Here is a 22,030-nt window from a genome sequence, read left to right on the forward strand (position 1 = left end):
GTTAAAAATATTGAATGGAATAAGAGAGTCGATATTCTATTCAGTGTGAACTAAACAGAGAGAGGGGGAAATTCATAGGGAAAAGAATGGAACAATTTATCTTTATAATGATTCCAGTTTAAATAATGTCATTTTGAAATCATGTAGGTATGATAACATTAGGATTGAAATCACTTACCATTTCGGCCACTAAAAAAAGACTGAAAATAATTACCACTCGATTAACGCTAAGAATCTATATACTAAGCAAAAAATAATACATAGTCGTGATTATCTATATAATGATTATCAGGATTGGAATAAAAGATCCTTCTCAATTATCGTTACCTTATCGGTTTCAGTATCCAGAATAAGCAGAGCTTCGTGTGTCGCATCAGCTTGTATAAGAAGTTTTCCCTCACGATCCCAAATCGCCGACTGCCCTGCACAGATAAAATTATCAGCATGACCAACCGCGTTCGCCATCAGAATAAACATATCATACTCCCTGGCAATCTCAGGATAATGCGCATAAGCCCGCACCACGCCATTAGATGACTTTGCCACGCTCGTAACATAAAGATCGGCACCCAAGTTTGCAGCCTCAAGAGCATGAATTGGCTGCAAAGATTCATAACATATTGCAGGTACAATCAACTTCCCTTCAACGCTAACCGTCGTTTGTTGCATACCTTGTTTAAAAAAAGGCATTTCATCAGGATGAAGTAACCGCTTTGAATAAAATAACGTCTCTTTTTCAGGTTGAAAAATAATCATCGTTATCTTTATTTCATCGCTGAATTTTACGGGATAACCAACCGAAATAGAAAGTTGCTATCGCAGTTGATAAATCAGCATTGTCTGAAAGCATTCCAGTTTCGATATGCTGGAAAAGCTCTAACTTATCTGATTCTCTTAAACAATCCAATTGGTTTACTAATGCCTTGCCCACCAATGAGAACAATAAAATAGTCGGGGGGTTATCTGGAAGCCAATACTTGACACTCTTATTTACTTCATTTTTTATGTACTCCGATTTCTGAGTGAAAATACTAAGGTATTCATTAATATATTTTCCCATTACTACTCACCTTTAAGGTAACTGGCTGGAAGCCGCCGAGTTTGACACAGATATCTCAGTCGTCATCACCGTTGAGCACTGCCAACTGCTGATACACATTGTGGCTGAGTGACAGATGCAAAAATCCCAGCTTTTTTAGGAGCCGGGATTTTTAATGGCTAATAGAATTCGGGATCTATTCGACCTTCCGCTTTCAGGATTTCAAGGAAGCGTTTATATGCAGTTTCATCATACTCAAGAAGATCATCAAGGAGTTTTTCTTCTATCAAAGGTTTATAAAAAACACCTTGGTTAAAATAAATAAAATCACCTGATAAATCAGAGTCAACTATATCTATGCCATCTCCTAGTTTATAAGCAGACAACCCACCATTCCCCTTAGATAGACCATAGAAGTAAGTGTTGCCTCCAACCCAATAGACTGCATAAACATCAACGAGATATCCCCCTCGTTGAGTTATTATTTTCATTGTTTTTCCTTAAATGAAGCACCTTGACGTTGTGGTGTGATAACTTTCATATCATAAGCCTTATTAGTCAATGAGTTATATTGATAATGAACTTCAATATTCCTACCATCCGGGAGTGTATGATTGACTGACATTTTCTGGAACCCTGCCGATGAAGGAAATTTAGGATCATTATTCAATCCCGTCAGTGGATATCCAGCCGATGGATTAGCCTTAACTCCATTCCATAATACTTGCTCATTCAGATCCCTCGGGAACGGATTCTGTATCCCCTTTGCTGTTGATACAGACTCAGCCTTTCTGATTAATTCCTGTTGCTCTCTTGTCAGCGGCGATGCATTAGAGCTTCCACCGATAGGTCTTTCGAGCGTTAGACCAGATATAACTGCAGCCAATATTCCTTTGTTAATATTATCCTGATGTAATTGAGGGTTGTTAACCACTGGTTCGAGCTGGGAAATCGAGTAACTTACTAACTCCTGACATTGACCGACACAATCCGGTGAAACAGCAAGCAACTTCAGTTTTTCCAGTTCTGCTTTTTGTTCCTTCAACGGGATACCGGTCGATAAGGCTTGATGCTGTTTATCTTTATCTAACTGGCTAAGTTCAGCTTTAAGTTGATCTCTTTCCTCATCGGTCTTCGCATTCGCATATTTCTCAGTGAAGATCGTGATGTCCTTATCACTCAGATAGTTATTCTCCACCGCATTACGCCCAGACTGTGCTCCGCTGGCGGCGGAGGCGGTGCTGTTGCCTGCCAGGCCGGATACCAGCCCCGCAGCCAGTGTCGAAAGCGCGCTCACTGACTGTTTTTCCGCTTCCGTCAGGTCGTTCGCCGTCTTGCCGGGATATTGATCGGCCATGATGGCTCGGGCGATCAGTTCACCGCTGGAGGCACCTATCGCCCCCGCTGCCGCATTCTGACCCGACAACTGTGCAACCACCGCACCCACCACTGCATGCGCCATCGCGTTGGCTGCGATATCGGAGGCCGTGACTTTGCTCTCATCCTTCGGCATCGTGACATCTTTCACCAGCTGTGCCAGATACGGTGACGCACCACTGGCAATCGCTTTCTGGATATCCCCGCCCGCCAATGCCTGAATCGCCGCCGTCGCCGCCTGTGCCGCCCGCTGGAAATCGCTACCCGTGCCGTATTTCTGCATCTCGGCCTTGTAGGTCGGCGATTCCGTCAGCGCCTTTTTATAGTCCTCCCACAGCGCGACCGAATCACCGTCTTTCGGACGTTCGACTTTGGAATCACCTTTCGCTTCCGCGGCCTTCTGCGCTTTCAGCTCGCCTTCCGTGCGCACGATATCCATCACCTGCGCGCCGATTTCACCAATCAGCTGCGCCTGTTTCAGGCGTTTTTGCTCTTTCTCTTTGTTAAAGATCGGGCTGAGCGCATTGTTCGCGTGCTCAACATCACGGCTCAGCGTGGCGATATCCTGCACCTGCTTCGCCGTATCCCGCAACAGCAGGCTGCCGTCACTCACCGCCGCATAGGTGGTGCTGGATGCATTGCCACTGTTACCCAATGCCATCAGCGCCGACGGCACATTCATCGCCAGCGTCGACAGCATGCTACCGCCCATCGATGGGCTGGCGCTGAAACCTGCGCCGCTGTGCTCCACCTTGAATTCGGCTTTATTGTTAAGCCCGCTCCAGCCGAGCGTCCCCGTTTCCAGCCGGTTTTTCTCGGCGCTGGCGGTAGAACCAATAACGGCAGCGTCAAGCTGGGTATGTTCACCGGTTTTTATACCAAATCCGTCTTTACCAGCAAAGAACCCCGTCTGCTGCTGCACACTATCATAATTGCTGTGCATCTTGTCCTGGCTGAGGCTGATGTAGCCGCTGCCGCCACCGCCGCCCCAGGTAAAGCTGCCCCCAGCCGCCACGCTGGTCTGTTTAGAATCATAGCGGTCGCTATCCTGCTGGCTTTGCAACAGCAGATTGCGTCCTGCGTCGACATCAATGCGCTCACCGTTAACCTGCGCGCCAATCAGTCGCGTGTCGCGATCGCTTTTCAGCGTGACATGGTTACCTGCATCCACCGTGGTTTCTGACCATGTATTGCCCGTGCCGGTTTCCCGCCCTTTCGCCGCATTAACGTTAGCAAAAATGCTAAGCCCCGCGCTGCCGTTACTCAGTCCCAGACTGATGCCGATATTGCCGCCGCTACTGCTGTTTTTGCCACTTAGTGCTTCACTATTACGGGCGGAGATCAGGTGGATATCCTGCGCCGCGTTCATCATGACATCGCCGCCCGCCTTAAGCTGGCTACCCGCAACCGTGATATCTCCCGTGCGCGCTTCAATGCCGATATCCCGCGTTGCATTCAGCGTCGAACCAAAGCTCTGCTTCTGTTCACTGGTCTGGCTGGAGCGTGAGTTCTGCGCCCCGAGAGAAATACTGACGCCGACAAAAGAAGCCTCCCCTTTGTTGTTCAACTCAGACTGACTGCCCTGGTAAGCCTGATACCCAGCCAGCCCCGCCTTCATCCCCTGAAGTAGCGCCAGTCGGCCATCACTTTCGCTTTTTGCCGCCTGAATGCTCTGCACCGCGCTATTGAGCGCCGACCCCACCACGCCGGAGAGCGCCACGGTCAGACCTGCGCTTTTCTGCTCAAACTCCTGTTGCTGCTTGCGCGTGTCATAACCCGGATCGATCGTGACGTTGTTACCTTGCAGGAGGATGTCTTTCCCCGCCACCATGTCGGTGCCGCTGATGGTGACATCGTTCCCGGCCTTCACCGTCACCGAGTCTGTCGTACTGCCGAGCGTGCTGATACTCTGGCTCTGTGTTGCGGCCTGATCGCGCAGTTTTTGGCTGGTCGACGTCGATCCGATGGTGAAGCCAATGCCGCCGCCGCTGAACAAGCCGCTTTTTTTCTTGCTGTGCTCTTCATAGTTCTGGTAGTTCTCTACGCTGGCAGCGGTGTTGATATCATTATTTGCCAGAAGCGTGACCTGCTTGTCGCCGACCACCGAAGAGCCTTGCAGATTAATATTCTGATTAGCCGCCATAGTGACACTGTCACCAGAAAGCAGACTGCCTTTCTCATCGGTTTGCAACGTTTCCCGCAACGTATGCGTCACCGTCTTCGAAAAGGCCTTTTTCTTGACTTTCGTTTCTTCAAAGAAGGTGTGCTGCGTTTCGGTCGCCGACAGCAGATTGATGTCGTTGCCCGCCTGTGCCGTCACCGCGCCGCTGGCTACACCCTGTGCCGCTTGCAGATTGATGTCTCTGCCCGCCTGCAGGTTCAGGCCCTTGCCCGTCGTTAACTCGGTACTTTGCTGAGTGATGTTTTGCTGCCAGTCGGCATGACGGTTCCACCAGTTGCCGCTGTAGGTTTCTTCCTCTTCAGACAGCAAATTGAGATCGCGCCCAGCCGCCAGTGTCGCCGTGCCCTTGGCATTCAAGCTGGCCGCTTCAGACAAGACATCTCGCCCCGCCACCAGAGTCAGATCGCCGCCGCTCAGTAACTGGCTGTTTGCCACCTCCTGCGTGCGACGCTGCGCCGTGCTGCTGCCCTGATACAGCGTCTCTTTCAGCGTGTCCTGCGCGGTGAGGTGAATATCATTACCCGCCGCCAGCGACAGCGCCGAGCCGCCGGAAAGCTGGCTGGCATCGATCTGAATATCCTGACCCGCTACCGCTTTCAGCGCGCCGCCCGCATTGACGGTGCTGCCTTGCACAGCCGTGTTCAGCGCAGTATTGCTGCTGCCCCACCCGATATCCACGCGATTATTGGTCAGCGTCAGCGCCTCAATCGCCACATTGCCTTTGGCGTTCAGCGCCATATCCTGCCCGGCGTTCAGCGTAGCCGCCACGTTGCGGATATCCTTGCCCGCGCTGAGGGTCAGGCTGTTACCTGCCACGATTTCGGCGGTTTTACCCAATTCGGTGAACGTAAGCGAGCCCGTGCCGCTGCGTGAAGCATTCGGCTGCGCGGTCTGAAAATCGCGCGACGCAGTCTGGTTGATAATGTCGCCGTTAATGCTGGCGAGCTGCAGCGTATTGCCTTCAATCCGGCTGCCGCTGTTTGTGATGTTGCTGAGCGCTACCAGATTCAGGCCGCCGTCTGACTTGATCAGTCCGCCTTCATGGTTATCAATCTTGTCGCCACTGGCAATCGCCAGCACCTCAACTGCCTTGAGCGTGCCGCTGTTGGTGACGCTGCCGCCAGCGTTCAGCTCAACCTTGTTCGCGACAATCGCGCTGCCCTGCAGGTTATTTTTATCCGCCTGCGCCAGATACAGCTTCGGCGCCAGCACGGTCTGGCCATTGACTTCAATATTTTCCCACCAGATCATACTCTGGCTGAGGTTGGCAACCTGATCCGGCGTCAAACTCACACCAAGTTGCAGGTTCATGCCTTTCTGCGCAGCAGCGGCGTTATCGAGCAGCATTTGCATCTGTGCCAGATCGGAGCCAGTGCCATTCAGGTGACGCTGCCCGCTCTGTTTCAGCACCGCCTGACTGATGTAGCGAGTATCAAACTCCGCATCCCCCAGAAAACGGTAGTCGTGATCCGCATCCAGATTGAGTTTATCTAGCAGATAGGACGACCCCAGCACCTTGTCGACCTGCGTCCACTGTGAACGCGTTTCGACAGGCACCACCGTTGACGGTTGTTGTCCCAGCAGCGTTTGCAGATCGCTGAACAGCGCATTGTCGACCTGCCCAAGCTGTTCCAGTTTCGGGTTGGTGTGGATCAGATAGCGGCTGTCCGCATTAGGATCGACAACCAGCAGCCCGTTATTGCCAGTGGGCAGTGGGTACTCGGCGAGCGGATTGGTGCTCAGGTTTTGCAGTCCATTGCCAATGGCGTTTAGCAGTTCTGTGGCAGAAAGAGGCTTCGGCACGGCGGGGGTAACCCCACCCGGAAGGTTGTCTGCGCTCACCGTTTGTTTCGGTATTTCTACCTCCACCGTGCCCGGCTTCGTCAATACGGCAGGCGAACCTACCGTGCCCGCTATCGTGACGCCCGCGACGGTATTGTCCACGGTAACGGGCGTCAGCCCCTGTCCCGCATCAGGACGTTGACCTGTCGACGTGAGCGCAACAGCATCAGGGTGGGCGACAGAGCTGGCGTTGGGATCGGTTAACACTAACGCATCATCGGTTTTCAACGTCAGCGGCCCTGCGGACTGCTGCCCCTGCGTCAACGGCGTAATGTTCTCTGCCTGCACCGCCGTTTGCAGCACAGTGCCTGCTTGCTGCGTCAGCGCGACCGTATCAGGATTGCTGACGTGACCGGAAGTAGAAGGCTGTAACGCCACCGCATCGCTGGTGTTCAGCGTCAGCGGCTCTGCAACCTGCTGCCCCGGCATCATTGCCGTAATGTTCTCCGCCTGCACAGCCGTTTGCAGCGCGGTGCCAGACTGCTGCGTCAGTATCACGGCTTTACCCGTCGCAGCTACGCCTGTGGCATTGCCCGCCAGCGTCGCCTGTCCGCTACCTGTTTTCGTAACGTCTATCGCACCCGTATTAAACGACGAATCCTGACTGACCAACTGACGTGTGGTCTGTTTCTGCAATGGCGACAGCGTGGTGATAGCATCCAGCACCGGTTTGGTGGACGCCGGCATAAATCCGCCGCTGCCCGGTTGCAGCGTGGTGTTGCTGATATCCTGTTTAAAGTCGGCGGTAATGGTGCCGCCTGCCTGAATTAACGCATTATAGCTTTCACCCTCAGTTTTTTCGTAGGTTGGAGTGCCGTCAAGTTGATAACTAATATATCTGAATAGAGCTCTCTGATGATGATAATCGCTAATCGTTGTACTTGTTGCTCTTGGTCCTATATATGCATAAGTCAAATACTCAGTAAATCCACCCTCATGATATGAGCTATTTTCAAATTTATTACCTAAAATAAAAATATTATCGGCTGCATATAATGAAGATGCTCTGTTTATCAAATCATCGGATAATATTGACAGCATATGACCAGAATTAATGACAGCATTATTTCCTTGGGCTACAACGTTTATTTTTTTATCTTTTAAAGTAAAACGCTGAACAATAAAATCTCCGAGAGGAGCATATATGGTTCTATCAGGGGCCCCCAAATGCCCTTTGTTAACATAAACTCCATAACTACCTTCTTTAAACCACTCAATCGGAATTTTTATCACCATTTCACCCACCCAATCCGGCACAGATTCCGCCGTAGATTCACTCTCCGTCACCACAAACCCTTCACGCTGATTAGTCAACGTGCCGGTATTAATCGTGATATCGCCGGACTGGGTTTCGATGGTGCCGGAGCTGTTGAGCAGCGAGGTGCTGGCCGTGCCCTGATCGTCACGCTGAATGAGCAGGTTATTGCCCGCTAGAATGGTGCCAAAGACGTTGGTGAGGGAATCGGACAGCAGACGCATATTGCCGCCCGCATAGAGCATGCTGCTGTTATGGAGCGCGCCACCCGCCTGAATAAGCAGATCGCTCGTAGTGCCAATCAGCCCTTTATTATTCAGCGTGTTATCACTGACCAGCGTCAGATTCCCGCCAGCCTGAACGCTGCCTGCTTCTACCTGCACAATGTCTTTCGCGCTGATACGCGACTCACCGCCGCCCGCCAAAATGTTGCCCTGATTGGTCAGCGTGCCGGTGCTGGTCAACTGGACGGATTTACCCTGTAACGTCCCGCGCTGATCGAGGTCACCCGCTACGTTTAGCGCCAGTTGTTGCCCCGCCGCCATGCTCTGAGTGAAGGTCAGCGGCCCGGTGATATCGGCAGTCAGGTTACCCAGCGCAACCAGTTGCCCTTCCTGTTGTAGTTGATTAGTTTTCAGGCGCAGATCCTGCGCGCTGTAGAGCTTCGCGCCCTGACGGTTAATCAGCCGCTGCGTTTGCAGCGCAAGCTGTGTTAAGCCCAGCAGTGTGCCGTGGTTGTCTAGTTCGTCGGCGATAATCTCCAGTTCGCCCGCCTGCACCAGCCCGTTGTTCACCCACTGCGGAATTTTCAGCGTCAGTTTATCCTGCGCCATCAGGCTGCCCTGCTGGGTAAACTGTGCGGTATTCACGTCCAGCCCGCGCCCCTGCAGCCAGCCGTGATTTTCTACCGCCGCAGATTTCAGTGTCGTGATACCGTCGGATAACAGTTGTCCGGCCTGCTGGTTGACAATGCGGTCTGTCGTGTCCAATTGCAGCGCGGCGGTGCCCTGCACCGTGCCGCTGTTGGTGACGGTATTGGCCGTCAGCGTGGTGTTGGCAGCTTTTATCTCGCCCTGATTATTCAGCGCCGCCGCCTGCACGCTCAGCGTACCATCGCTACTCAAACGCGCCTGTGGCGCATTGCTGAACTGATTGGAGGCTGTCGCGTTAAGCGCACTATCGCCACGCAGAGTGCCGTGATTAGTGAGCTCATCAGCACCCAGCGTCAGCGTGCGGCCCTGCATCTGTCCACGGTTAGTGATGTAATGCGCAGTCAGGCTGAGATCGCCGCCACTGACCAGTTGGCTGCCCTGCGCGCTCTGATACGATCCGGTCAGTTGCAACGTACCACGTTGCACGCCCAGCAGATTGCCCTGCTGATCGAGGTCACGAGCAGTCAGACGCAAATCATCCGCTTGCCACAGTCCCTGATTGCTCAACACGCCAGTCGTGAGTTCGCCCACGCCGCCGCTGAGTAAACGTCCCGCCGCCAAATTATCGACGCGATCGGCCAATTGCAGCGTAAAGCCGCCGACACCCGTCAGCGTGCCGCTGTTTTCCAGCGTCTTGCCCGTTAACGTCGCCGTTCCCTGCGAGAACAGTTCGCCTTTATTCTTTAGCTCGTCGCCGTTGAGCGACAGGCTGTTCAGCCCCGCCACGGTGCCACGGTTGTCGAGCGATTCGCCGTTCAGCGTCAGCATGCCCGCCTGCCATAAACCGGCGTTTTCTGCCTGTTTAGCATTAAGGGTAGCGGCGCCTTTGCTGAGCAGTTGACTGTTTTTATCGCCGACATAGCGCAGCACGTCGAGCAGGCGCAGCGCGTTGGTGCCCTGAATGCGCCCCTGATTATCGATTTCACCAGCACGCAGTTGCAGGTCGTTAGCCTGTAGCGTGCCCGCGTTGGTCACCGATCCGCTGTCAACACGGCCTGCGCCGTTAGTCAGCAGTTCTCCACCGGCATGGTTAAGTAGCGCATCGCGGTTGGCCACCGTCAGGCCATTGCTGCCCAGCACCCGCCCGCCGTTCTCCAGCGTCCCAGTGGTCAGGCTCAGCGTTCCCGCTGCAATTTCACCGGTCTGTGTCAGGCGATCGGCTGTGATAGTGGCCTCACCGTCACTCAATAGGTGGGATAAATCGGTTCCCTGATAGGTGCGCTGTAAATCGAGGTGAAGGCCATCCTGACCGAGCAGCGAACCACCATTAATCAGGTCATTCGCGGACAGTTCCAGTGTTTTCCCCTGCCAGAATCCGTCGTTAATAACCTCTCCTGCCTGCGCCAGCAAGGCACCACTGGTCAGCAGTTGACCATCGCGACCTACCGTCAGGCCTTCACGCAATTCCAGCGTGATGCCGCGCTCACCGACTAGCGTGCCGTGATTGTTCAGCGTCCCACCATTCAGCGCCAGCGCCCGGCTTTCCCAGCGTCCGCTGTTGTTCAGTTGATTACCGCGTAGCGTCAGCGTGTCGGCCGTGTGTAGCAGGCCGGCCCCCTGATAGTCGCCACGGAGCGACAGTGCGCCGTCGGCAATCAGATTGCCCGCGTTGCGAATATCCGCACTCTGCACGTCCATCTTGCCCATGCTGGAGACCGTGCCCTGATTGTCGAACCGGTTGGCTTGCAATTGGCTGTCGCCACCGGACATCAAGCTGCCCAGATTGGTTAAACGGCTGGCGGGATTATTGCTATCCAGCATGATCGATAACTCGCGATCCCCCTGAATATGCCCGCTATTGGTCAGCTGTTGTGCCTCAAACGTCAGGCGATCTGCCTGCATGTCACCGTCGTTTATCACACTTGCGGCACGTAAGGCGGCAATACCCTGCGACAGGAGCGTACCGTTTTGTTGGTTAGTCAGGTCGCGGTTTGTCGTCAGCGACAAAGCATCGAGACCGAATATCTGTCCGGTATTGATCAGATCATTGGCCTGAAGCGTGATATCACCCGCCTGCCACTGGCCGTTATTTTCAACCTGAACCGCCGTCAGCGTGCTGCGGCCCTGACTCAGCAATTTCCCCTGATTGCGCGCCGTATCCGCAATCGCCAGCGTCAGTGCATCCACACCCAGCATTTTTCCGTGGTTATCCAGCGTCTGGGCGTCCACGGTCAACGCGCGGGCTTCCAGCGTGCCCTGCTGATCGAGGCTTTTCGCGATTACACCCAATGTATTGCTACCGCTAATGACACCGCGATTATCCAGCTTATTGCGCAAGTCCAGTTGTAGATCGTCCGAACCCTGCATTTGCCCGTGGTTGAGCACGTCCTCCGCGGTTATATCGATGCGCTGGCTGGTGAGGTCACCAGTGTTGGTCAAGCCACCACCCAGCGTTAACTGCAGGCCGCGCGTGCCGTTAAGCTGTCCGCCGTTGGTCACGTCGCGGGCGGCAATGGCAAGCACATGGCTGTTCAACGTACCCTGATTATCAAGATGATTGCTGAGTTCCAGCGTCTGCCCGTTAACGCCCGTCAGGGTGCCGTGGTTGAATACGTCATTAGCCTTGAGCGTCAGCGCATTGCTGCTGACGTCACGCGCGTTGTTCAGTGTCCCCGTCAGATCCAGGGTCAGGCTGTCCACGCCCGTAATCGTGCCGCTGTTCGTCAGATCGCTGGCGTTCAACGCCAGCACCGACCCGTAGAGCGTGCCGCGGTTCGTGAGGCTGTCACCGACTGTCAGTTCAAGATGGTCGATGCCGTTGATTTTCCCGCTATTGTCCAGTCTGTCTGCCTGCGCGGTCAGTTGATAGCTGTTCAGCGTGCCCTGATTGGTTAACGCATTATCCAGCGTCAACTGCAGCCCGGCCGCGCCAGTGATGTTGCCCTCGTTGGTCAGCGTCTGGGCGGCAATATCGGCGTTATCGCTCCACAGCGTGCCCTTATTGTCCACATCACCGTTCACCAGCGTCGCCTTAAGCGATTTATCGCCCTGAATGTGCCCGCGGTTGATCAAGTTCTGCGCGTCCAGCGTCAGGCTATCCGCCTGCCATTCACCGTCATTTTCCACGTCGGCCGCGTGCAATACCGCGAGTCCCTGTGTGAGCAGCTTGCCATTTTGCGTATTGTCCAAACGGTTTTTCGCCGTCAGCGACAGCGCAGACAGCCCCAGCAATTGCCCGGCATTTTCGACGTCATCTGCCGTCAGCGTCAGCGTGTTGCCCTGCCAGAACCCGTCGTTCACGACCATCCCCGCCTGCGCCTGCAGGGCACCGTTGGTCAGCAGTTTGCCGGTGTCGCCGACCGTCAGGCCTTCACGCAATTCCAGCGTGATGCCGCGTTCACCGACTAGTGTGCCCTGATTGTTCAGTGACCCGCCGTTCAGCGCCAGCGCCCGACTTTCCCAGCGTCCGCTGTTGTTCAGTTGATTACCGCGTAGCGTCAGTGTGTCGGCCGTGTGCAGCAGGCCTGCACCCTGATAGTCGCCACTGAGCGACAGTGCGCCGTCGGCAATCAGATTGCCCGCATTGCGAATATCCGCACTCTGCACGTCCATCTTGCCCACGCTGGAGACCGTGCCCTGATTGTCGAACCGTCTGGCTTGCAGTTGGCTGTCGCCACCGGACATCAGGGTACCCAGATTGGTTAAACGGCTGGCGGGATTATTGCTATCCAGCGTGACCGCTAACTCGCGATCCCCCTGAATACGCCAACGGTTGGTCAGCTGCTGTGCCTCAAACGTCAGGCGATCGGCCTGTACATCACCGTCGTTTATCACACTTGCGGCGCGTAAGGCGGCAATACCCTGCGACAGGAGCGTACCGTTTTGTTGGTTAGTCAGACCGTGGGTTGTCGTCAGCGACAAGGCATTGATGCCGAAAATCTGCCCACTGTTGGTCAGATCATTGGCTTGAAGCGTGATATCACCCGCCTGCCACTGGCCGTTATTTTCAACCTGATCCGCCGTCAGCGTGCTGCTACCCTGACTCAGCCATTTGCCCTGATTGCGTGCCATCCCCGCAATCGCCAGCGTCAGCGCATCCACGCCCAGCATTTTTCCGCGGTTATCCAGCGTCTGGACGTCCACGGTCAACGCGCGGGCTTCCAGCGTGCCCTGCTGGTCGAGGCTTTTCGCGATCACACCCAACGTATTGCTACTGCTGATGACACCGCGATTATCCAGCTTATTGCGTAGGTTCAGTTGCAGATCGTCCGAACCCTGCATTTGCCCATGATTGAGCACATCATTGGCCGTTATCGCCATTTGCTGGCTGATAAGATCGCCGCGATTGGTCAACGCCTCGTTGAGAGACAGTTGCAGGCTGCGCGTGCCGTTGATCTGACCATCGTTAGTGAGATCGTTGGCGGTGATGGACAGTGCATGGCTGTTCAGCGCGCCCTGATTGTCGAGGTGATTGCCGAGCAGGAACGTTAACCCGTTAACGCCCGTCAGGGTGCCGTGGTTGAATACGTCATTGGCCTTGAGCGTCAGCGCATTGCTGCTGATATCACGTGCATTCTCCAGCGTCCCCTTTAGGCTCAGGGTCAGGCTGTCCACGCCCGTAATATCACCGCTGTTGGTCAGGTCGTTCGCGTTCAGCGTCAACGCCGTACCGTACAACGTCCCTTGATTATCCAGGCTATCGACGGCGGTCAATTCAAGGCGGTCAAGGCCGTTGATTTTCCCGCTATTGACTAGTCTGTCGGCCTGCGCGCTGAGCTGGTGGCTGTTCAGCGTGCCCTGATTGGTTAAGGTATTATCCAGCGTCAGTTGAAGACCGTTAACGCCGGTGATGTTGCCTTCGTTGGTCAGTGTTCGGGCAGCAATATCGGCGCTATCGCTCCACAGTGTGCCCTTATTGTCTACATCACCGTTTACCAGCGTCGCCTTAAGCGATTTATCGCCCTGAATGTGCCCACGGTTGATCAGGTTTTTCGCGTCTAGCGTCAGGCTACCCGCCTGCCATTCACCGTCATTTTCCACGTCGGCCGCGTGCAATATTGCGATGCCCTGCGTGAGCAGTTTGCCGTTTTGCGCATTGTCCAGACGGTCCTTCGCCGTCAACGACAGCGCAGACAACCCCAGCAACTGTCCGGCATTCGCGATCTCATCTGCCGTCAGCGCCAGCGTGTCCGCCTGCCAGTGTCCGCTGTTTTCCAGCCGATTAGCTGTGAGCGTGCTGGTGCCCTGACTCAGCAACTTGCCCTGATTACGTGCGGTATCACGGATGGCAAACGTCAACGCATCCACGCCCAGCATCGTGCCCTGATTGTCGAGTGTATTTGCCTGCACCTGCAGATCGCGGCTTTCCAGTGAACCTCGTTGATCGACCTGACTGGCCTCAAGCTGCACTTGCTTACTGCCGCTAACCAGACCACGATTGTGCAAGCCATCTTGCAACGTCAGGTGCAGGTCGTCACCGGAGACGTCGCCCTGATTGAACAGATCGGTCGCCGACAGCGTCAGCGCCGACCCATAGAGTTCGCCTTGATTCGTCAGGCGATCGGCAAGCGTCAATTGCAACGCGTCAATCCCGGCCATCTCGCCGCCGTTGAACACGTTATCTGCCGTAATATCAATCCGTTGCCCCAGCAACATCCCCTGATTATCCAGCGTAAATCCCTTCGCCTGAATGGTATTCGCCCGCCAGTGCCCGGTATTCGCCAGCGTCGTGCCGGACAAGGCCATCAGACCGTCCGTATTAAGCGACCCACTTCCCTGATAATTCCCCGTCAGCGACAGTGATTTCACCGCCACCACGGCACCGGTATTATCAATCGACTCACCAGTCAAAGCAGCGGTACCGTTGCTGGAGAGCGAGCCATGGTTGGCTATTTGCGTGGCGCTCAGGTGTACGTCCCCACCTGACACCAGCGAGCCGCGATTGTCCAGAACACCGCTGTTTTCCCCCGCACCCTGAGGTGAAGCGCTCAGGCTGAGTTGCTGTGCATCTGCCGCCAGCGTTAACGCCATCGCCAGAAAAGACGGCTGACGAAGCGCACGCGTTGGCTCCACGATAATGCCGAGATCGCGATCGGCCTGAATCCGTCCCGTGTTAGTGAAACGCTCGGCCTGCAACGTCAGGTTATCCGCCAGCCATTCACCGTGGTTCTCTGCCCGAGCCGCCTGCAGAATCGCCGCCCCCTGCGTGAGCAGTTTGCCGTTCTGCTGGTTGGTCAGCCCGTGTTGTGCGGTTATCGACAGCGCCTGAATACCGAGTAATTGCCCAGCATTGGTCACCTCATCTGCTTCTAGCGTGAGACTGTCGGCCTGCAGCAGCCCGCTATTGTCCAGTTGCTGCGCGGTCACCATCCCATTGCCCTGCGTCAGCACATTGCCACTGTTTGTGACATTGCCTGCGATGGCGAGCGTCAGCGCATCCACGCCCAGTATTTTGCCCTGATTGACCAGCGAGGCGGCGTCCAGTGTGACGGTTTTCCCTTCCAGGGTGCCGAGCTGTTTGACGTCACCTGCCGTCACTGCCACCGACTGGTTGCCGCTGATGACGCCCGCGTTATCTATTAATCCCGCCACATTCAGTTGCAGGGTATTGATGCCCTGAATATCGCCATGATTGTTCATGCCTGATGCCGCAATAGACAGATTGTCGCTGCGCAACTCGCCGACGTTATCCAGACGGTCAGACAACGTGATCCCCAGAGAATCAACACCTACAACGCTACCGCGATTTGTCAGACGGTTCGCCGATAGCATCACGCCATTCCCTAACACCGAGCCCTGATTGGTGAACGTCAGCCCTTGCAGGGACAGCGCCCGACTTTCCCAGTGTCCGTCGTTAACCAGCGTGTCGCCCTGTAGCGTCAGCGTACCTGCTGTGTTCAGCAGTCCGCTGCCCTGATAGTCGCCGTGCAGCGACAGCCCTGTCCTGCCACCAAACGGCCGTCGTTAATCAACGACATTCCGGTCAGTGCAGTTTGACCCAGACTGGATAGCGTGCCCTGATTATCTATCAGACGCGCGAACAGCGTGGCGTCACCGCCCGTCGTCAATGCGCCACGGTTGATTAACGTGCCCTTGCCTTCAGCGGCCGGTAGCGTCAGGGATAAAGCGTCATCTCCCTGAATCTCACCGTCATTGGTCAAATTATTCGCCGTCAGCGTCAGGCGCTGTGCCTGCCATTCTCCGGCATTGACGACATCCGCCGCGGTGAGCACCGCCGCACCCTGTGTGAGTAATTTGCCACTCTGTTGATTGGTCAGCTCGTTTGTGGCCGTCAGCGCCAGTGAGGTGATACCGAGAATCTTGCCAGCGTTATCCAGCGAACCCAGCTGAAGCGCGGCATTTTTTGCCTGTAATAACCCTGAGTTATCAATCTGCTGCGCCGTCACCGTGCTGTCACCTTCGCTCAGCAACATCCCCTGATTAGACAGGTTGCCAGTTATCGCCAGCGTCAGTGCATCCGTACCGTGAAGCGTGCCCTGATTGGTGAGGCGAGCCGCCTCTGCGTGAAGCTGATTGCCCTGAAGCGTGCCGCTGTTATCCAGATCTCCAGTGATAGCCAGCGTCAGCGCATCGGTACCGTAAAGCGCTCCCTGATTAGTGAGGCGGGCAGCCTCCGCATGAAGCTGGTTGCCCTGCAGGGTGCCGACGTTATCCAGATTGCCATTTAAGAAGAATGACAGGCTATTAATACCGCTGATGTTGCCGCTGTTGTTAAGCGCGCTACCGACTGCAGTGAGGTTTAATGCCTGTAGTGTGCCCCCGTTCTGGACGTTCGCCGCCTGAATGCGCAACGTATCACCGCTTAACCAGTCGCCGTCGTTGGTAAACGCATCAGCTACAGTCAGGGTTACTGCCCCCGGCGCCTGTACTTGACCGTGATTCGTGAGCGTATCAGCCTGAAGAGTCAGCGTATTGCCCTGCAACGTACCGTCATTGCTCATGGCATTGCTGGCAATTGCCCAGTTCCCCGCCGTCAGCAAACTGCCGCGGTTGTCCAACTGAGCAGCCGTAATCTGTCCGTCGCCGGTAATGCTGGTTTTACCCGTATTGAGCCAGCGTTCGGCATTCATCAGGAACTGCTGCGCCTGAATCGCGCCGTCGGTCTCTGCCTGTCCGGCGTTCAGCGTCAGTTCGGTGCCCGCCAGCAGCGTTCCGCTGGCAGATTGCGTCAATTGATGCGTGGCACCGAGGTGCAGCGCGTTATCGGCCTGAAGCGCCCCCTGATTGGCTAGGGTTTCGGTGTGCAGCTGTAATTCAGGAGCGGTGAGCGTACCGTCATTGCTAACGTGGTCGGCGATCACGTGTAAGGCAGTACCGGCCTGCATCAGACCACGGTTATCCAGCGTATTCCCCAGCGTCAGCGCCAGCTTCTCTCCCGAGCTGAGCGTGCCGTCATTCACTACACTGCCGCCATGCAGCGCCAATATCTGGTGAGCGTTGATGGTGCCATGGTTTTCTGTCGTCTGACTGGTCAGATCGAGTTCATTAGCCGTCACCTCGCCCTGATTGGCGAACTGATGACTTTGCGCGGTCAACGCCGTGGATTGCAGCGTCCCACCGTTGCTGATGCTATCGGCCAGCAAGAACATCTGATTATCCGTCAGGATCTTGCCCTGATTGGCGAGCACCGTTTTCAGCTCAAATCTGATATCGTCACGCGCACTGAGTAAGCCAGTATTATCTAGTCGATTCGCATTGACCGTCAGGCGTTCTGCGGCGGCCAGCGTCCCGCCGTTTGTCAGGTCAGTGCCGCTGAACGTCAACCCCTGCAGCGAGGCGATATCACCCTGATTATCCAGCGAATCGACGGCCAGCGAGATCGTTTTCCCCGCCAGCGTACCGCGCTGCACCAGACGTCCCCCCTCAACGGCTAGCGCGTTACCTGCAGTCAGATTACCCCGCCAGTCACCCTGCTGCGTGACGCGCACCGTGGCGTTGTTTTTCGCCTGAAGTTGCGCGCTGCCTGCACCGTTGAGGGTTTTTGCCTCAAGACGAACCGTGTCTGCGTCCGCTATGCCCGCCAGCGACACCACGTCCCCACGCACATCAAGTAAGGTATCTGTCTTAATCCCGCTTTTGGCATCCTGCTGCAGCGATTTCCCCGCATCTATCGCGACCTTGCCCGCCGCAAACTGGGCATTGGAAAGTGTGACACCGTCACCTTTTAGGGATAATTGATTGGCGGATTTGACGATACCTTGTGCATCCACGCCAGCACTGATAAGGCTGTTTTGTGCGGTCAGCTCACCGCCAGACTGGAGATCGATATCCTGCCCGCCACGCAGCGTGGCGCCCTGCAGCGCGATGTCCTGCCGGGCTTTTAGCGTCAGAGCGCTTCCCGCCTGCTGCTTGCCCTGTAGCACTAGCGTGTCAGCGTCGGCCTGAATTGTCCCCTGCGCCACCGTATCACCGAGGCTGAGTTTACCGTTGGCAGACAGCGTGATATCGCCGCTGCGTGCACTGAGGTTCCCGACGTTCACGCCCACGCCTTTATCACTCGAAATCAGCTTGATGCGATTGGTGTACATCCCGCCGAGTGCGCCGGTATCCAACGCGACTTTGACACCATTAACCGCACCGCCATCAGCCGCCTTCGCCGTCACCTTGCCTGTCGCGTCAACCTGATTGGCACCCAGCACAATCTGCGCATCGTTGGCATTCAGTCCGGCATTAATCTGCGCGGTACGGGAAATCAGGCTGAGGTAGTCGCTCTTGCTCGCATCCAGTCCCTGCCCGGTCAGCGTGATATCACCGCGTGTCACATCAATACGCTGCAGATTGCCCTGCGCATCCAACTGGGGTTTCCCAGTGGTCAACGTCACTTGTGGAGTATTGATAAAACCGCAGCCGTCACAGGTAATGCCGTTCGGGTTGGCAACGATGACGCTGGCCGGTTTACCGCCAACTTCCAGATAGCCCGCCAGCGTACTGCGGTTGGTCGATACCACTTCGTTGATAATGGCGTCGGCGGCTTTCCCCTTCAGATTGGGGTTGTTCTGAATCAGCCCACCGAGTTGGGTGGAATTAAGCTGTTCCGTGCCGTTATTCAGGATCAGACCGGGCTTGTCGACGTTAAAATCGTGGTACTGGTTGTGGGAGATCCCCGCACTGTTTGGCGTGGCAATGTTGATGACCGGCACGCCGTTGCCAGCCTGATCCAGCGCGGTATTGCCTGTTGCGACCTGCACGCCTGCGGCCATTGCTGGCAATAGCGGCTGAAACGCAATGAGGTGGATCAGCGTATACGCCAGCAGGCGCTGTGTGGTTTTTATTGGTTTCATCCCTGATCCCCTGCCTTACAATAAAAAGTTAACAAGAAAAAATTAACAATTAAAAAGAAAGTCCAACGCGATAATAAGCAACAGCGTGATCCGGTTTTAGCCAGTCGGGGTGTGCCAACGGCCAACCAACTGTGATTTGCTGTGAGAGGTATTGGTTAGCAACGCCCATTCCTACCGCCGCGCCCCACAACGTGCCCGACGATTCACTGTCTGCCTGCTGTGAGAAAAGATGCCCGCCGTCCACCGCCGCCGTCAGCGTGACACTGCCCAACAGCGGCAACTGCGTCGCCCGCCAGTTGACTTCGTTGCGCCAGTAGCCACCACGATTACCAGAAAGGTATTGCTCTTTGAAACCACGCACGGAGGTTTCCCCGCCCAGCGTCACCTGCTCGCTGCCATATAGGCGCTGTGGTGAATACTGGCCATAGAGGTTGGTGAGGTAATGGAGGTTGTCAGCGATCGGGTAGTAATAACTGGCCGCCAGCGTCACCTTATTGAATTCGGCGCGCGGCGCATCGTCAGATTTACCGTCATCGCTTTCTGCGCCAAACCAGCGCGTTCCACGGCTGTAAGCAGGATTGAGTGTCGCCAGCCCGCCCCACAGTTTCTGGCTGTGGTTAATGCCGATAATGGCGCTGCTGAGTTTGCGACTGCTGGATTGCAGCAGAACATCGTTCAGGTAATTCTGTCCGATACGGTGTGACATGCCCGCCGAGAGGCTGGTTTTCATGTCGCCATTACGGAACACCACACGTGAAAGCGTGGCGCGGTGCGTTTGGCTGTCACCCGTTGAATGCCAGAGAAAATCTCGGTTAGTGAAATCGTTGCGGTAACGACTTTGAGAATAGTCGTAGCTGAGCGTCCAGTAGCCATAGGGTAGCGATAAGCCCGCCTGTAAGCTTTCGGTATTGCGGCTATCCCGAAATTCACTGCTGTGTCCGCCGTTGATAAACCACTGGTCGGCCAGCCCCAGCACGTTATCCGCCCACAGGCCGCCGTTTAGCTGCTGCTCCCCAGTGCTTTTCTGCCCACTATTATCAAAACTGATGTTTGCCGTCAGCGGAATTTGCTTTTTACTGGTGAGGTTAACGATGGAATAGCCAGGCTGGCTACTGGGCTGAATTTCGATACTCACCTGCTGCGTCGGCATGCGGTTGAGTTGTTCCATGCCCTGTTCGATATCGCGGAGATTGAGGATTTCGCCCTCTAGCCCCGGAAAAACCTGTTTTAAGGCTCGCGTCGATTCATTATTAATATTAATGAATTCGAGACGCCCTTCCAGAATATCAATCTGTAATATTCCGCTCGACAGATCTTGCTCGGAAATAAAAGCACGACTGGTAATATAGCCCTGTTCGATATACCAATTGCTGACATCATGAATCAGCTGATTTATATTATTAACATTAATACAACGATTGATATAATCTTTATTTAACGTATTTTTATCTTTTTCACTCAGTAAAGAACTGTTGCGATAATGAATTTCATTAATGGTAAAACAGTGCCCTGCATCGCTTCCACCGGCTGGATTTATCGTCTCTTGTGGCTGATTTAACTGCAATAAGTCATCGCGTTGCTGCCGGGATTGGTCGATCACCTCGGCTTGCCGCTGCTGAATATCAATTCTGTCCGCTGGATTAAGCGGCGCGGATAATACAGAAAATGATATAGAAGAAAATAACACAGGCATGATAACAATCAGCCTAAAAAAACCACGCATGGTTTCATCCCTGATGATAATAATTTTTCGGCATAGTAGAACCGTTAATTACCAAGCTCAATATGTCAGGTAATATATAATTTTATGACAGTTGGTTTGCGTTAAGACGCGATAAAATATTTTCCTAAGCAATAATTTTAGGTTAGTTACACCTCGTCACACAATACTGCGTATTTCATGACCCTTTCTTGACGATTTTCTGCCAGAGAGATACTTCCCCCATAGCCTCGTTGATGCATCATATTGTATATTAGCCTCTCATCGCCGCGAGTCCGTTGCGGTAGCAAACCATATCTTTATCTCATCACGTTGCGCAGCACTTCTCTCTGGGGGAACAGTGAATTATCCAATTGGGCAGATCAATCACAGCTATCTGGGCTCCAGCGTTTACACCATGCTGCGTGAAGCGTTAATTACCGGTCAACTCAAACCGGATGATCGCTTGAGGATACGGGAGCTTGCCGCACAGGTTGGCACCAGCGTAACGCCAGTAAGGGATGCAATCCTGCAACTGGCGAAAGAACAGGCGCTGGTGCTCAAGACGCCGCGCGATATTCGTGTCCCCCAATTAACCGAAGATCAGTTTAAAGAAATCCGCACTTTGCGGTTGGCGCTGGAAGGAACGGGCGCCGAACTGGCCGCCGCGCACATTACGCCGAAGATGTTGGAGAAAATTGAAGAAAATATTCGCCAGAATCGTCTGGCGATTGACGAGAAAAACCTACGCGAAGCATTGCAGTTGAATAGCGAATTTCACCTGTTTCTGGCACAGGCAGCACGTATGCCGCTGTTAACGCAGTTTATCGGCAGCTTATGGATGCGCACTGGCCCGCTGATTGCGCAGGCCTATGCACATTTTTCCGTGCAGATGGCGATAGAACATCACGAAGACGTTCTCGCAGCCTTACAGCAACACGATGCCAGTGCCGCTCGACAGGCCATCCAGTCTGATATTCTGGACGGGAGCGAAACGATGCTGGCCTTTATTGCCATGGATCAATAGATTGCGGCGTTAAGCTGCCATGAGCCGTGGCAATAGCCCGCGAATCAGAAGTCGGGTCTCTTTTACCTGGCTGATAAACGCGGGCAGCAGCGCCGTAAAACTTGGTTCATCTAACGATTCTGCGGTGTGCTGAGTGCACAAACGCAGCGTCGAATTCTCATCCAACGCCAGCCAACAGCCTTTCATCGCCGCCATCTCAAAATTAAGCATCAGCATCAGTTGATACACCTCGGTGCCGACGTCTCCCTGAAACCGCATCACGTCACTATGCAATACCAACGCGCTGCCGCTCGCGGGGACTTCCAAAACCACCGCTTCCTTCCCGTCTGGCTCGCGCAGTGCGCAGATCCCGTTCTGCAAGCCCAGTTGAGTCCGGTTGAGCGCACCATAATGGCGTAATAAGCGGGCAATATGTTGTTGTGTCGGTGTCATCCTG

At 54.6% G+C, this 22,030-nt stretch carries 4 protein-coding genes and 4 pseudogenes; 1 reads left to right on the forward strand and 7 read right to left on the reverse strand.

Features of this window, described 5'->3' with window-relative positions:
• Window positions 1-288 precede the first annotated feature (288 nt).
• The 6 genes and pseudogenes from DCX48_03165 to DCX48_03190 all read right to left on the reverse strand — a co-directional run bounded on the left by DCX48_03165 (window position 289) and on the right by DCX48_03190 (window position 20,591).
• Window positions 289-810, reverse strand: a pseudogene (locus DCX48_03165) (carbon-nitrogen hydrolase family protein).
• Window positions 809-1,060 (reverse strand): annotated as a pseudogene (locus tag DCX48_03170) (hypothetical protein). The pseudogenes DCX48_03165 and DCX48_03170 overlap by 2 nt, the downstream one beginning before the upstream one ends.
• A 158-nt stretch (window positions 1,061-1,218) precedes the next feature.
• Window positions 1,219-1,530, reverse strand: a complete 312-nt coding sequence (locus DCX48_03175; GenBank protein QXE13591.1) for a hypothetical protein — start codon at window positions 1,528-1,530, stop codon at window positions 1,219-1,221.
• Between the two features lie 686 nt (window positions 1,531-2,216).
• Window positions 2,217-15,356 (reverse strand): annotated as a pseudogene (locus tag DCX48_03180) (hemolysin BL-binding protein).
• A 155-nt stretch (window positions 15,357-15,511) separates the two neighbouring features.
• Window positions 15,512-18,868, reverse strand: a pseudogene (locus tag DCX48_03185) (filamentous hemagglutinin N-terminal domain-containing protein).
• Window positions 18,869-18,917: 49 nt separating this feature from the next.
• Window positions 18,918-20,591 carry a ShlB/FhaC/HecB family hemolysin secretion/activation protein gene (locus DCX48_03190; GenBank protein ID QXE13592.1) on the reverse strand — a complete coding sequence of 558 codons (1,674 nt, stop codon included), beginning with the start codon at window positions 20,589-20,591 and terminating at the stop codon, window positions 18,918-18,920.
• Window positions 20,592-20,928: 337 nt separating this feature from the next.
• Here DCX48_03190 and DCX48_03195 point away from each other — a divergent pair, with 337 nt between their 5' ends.
• Entirely contained in the window at window positions 20,929-21,594 is a 666-nt protein-coding gene (locus DCX48_03195) for a GntR family transcriptional regulator (GenBank protein QXE13593.1), read from the forward strand.
• 9 nt (window positions 21,595-21,603) lie between these two features.
• On the opposite strand, the gene DCX48_03200 is transcribed toward DCX48_03195, so the two are convergent.
• Window positions 21,604-22,026: a DspFAvrF family protein gene (locus tag DCX48_03200; protein ID QXE13594.1), complete on the reverse strand. Its 423-nt coding sequence runs from the start codon at window positions 22,024-22,026 to the stop codon at window positions 21,604-21,606.
• Window positions 22,027-22,030 lie beyond the last annotated feature (4 nt).

It is taken from the genome of Pectobacterium atrosepticum, assembly GCA_019056595.1.
In the GTDB taxonomy this organism is placed as follows: domain Bacteria; phylum Pseudomonadota; class Gammaproteobacteria; order Enterobacterales; family Enterobacteriaceae; genus Pectobacterium; species Pectobacterium atrosepticum.

Bases quoted from the DNA above. Each gene is read 5' to 3' on its own strand.
- DCX48_03175 (QXE13591.1), bottom strand. From the start codon at position 1,530: ATGAAAATAATAACTCAACGAGGGGGATATCTCGTTGATGTTTATGCA.
- DCX48_03190 (QXE13592.1), bottom strand. From the start codon at position 20,591: ATGCGTGGTTTTTTTAGGCTGATTGTTATCATGCCTGTGTTATTTTCT.
- DCX48_03200 (QXE13594.1), bottom strand. From the start codon at position 22,026: ATGACACCGACACAACAACATATTGCCCGCTTATTACGCCATTATGGT.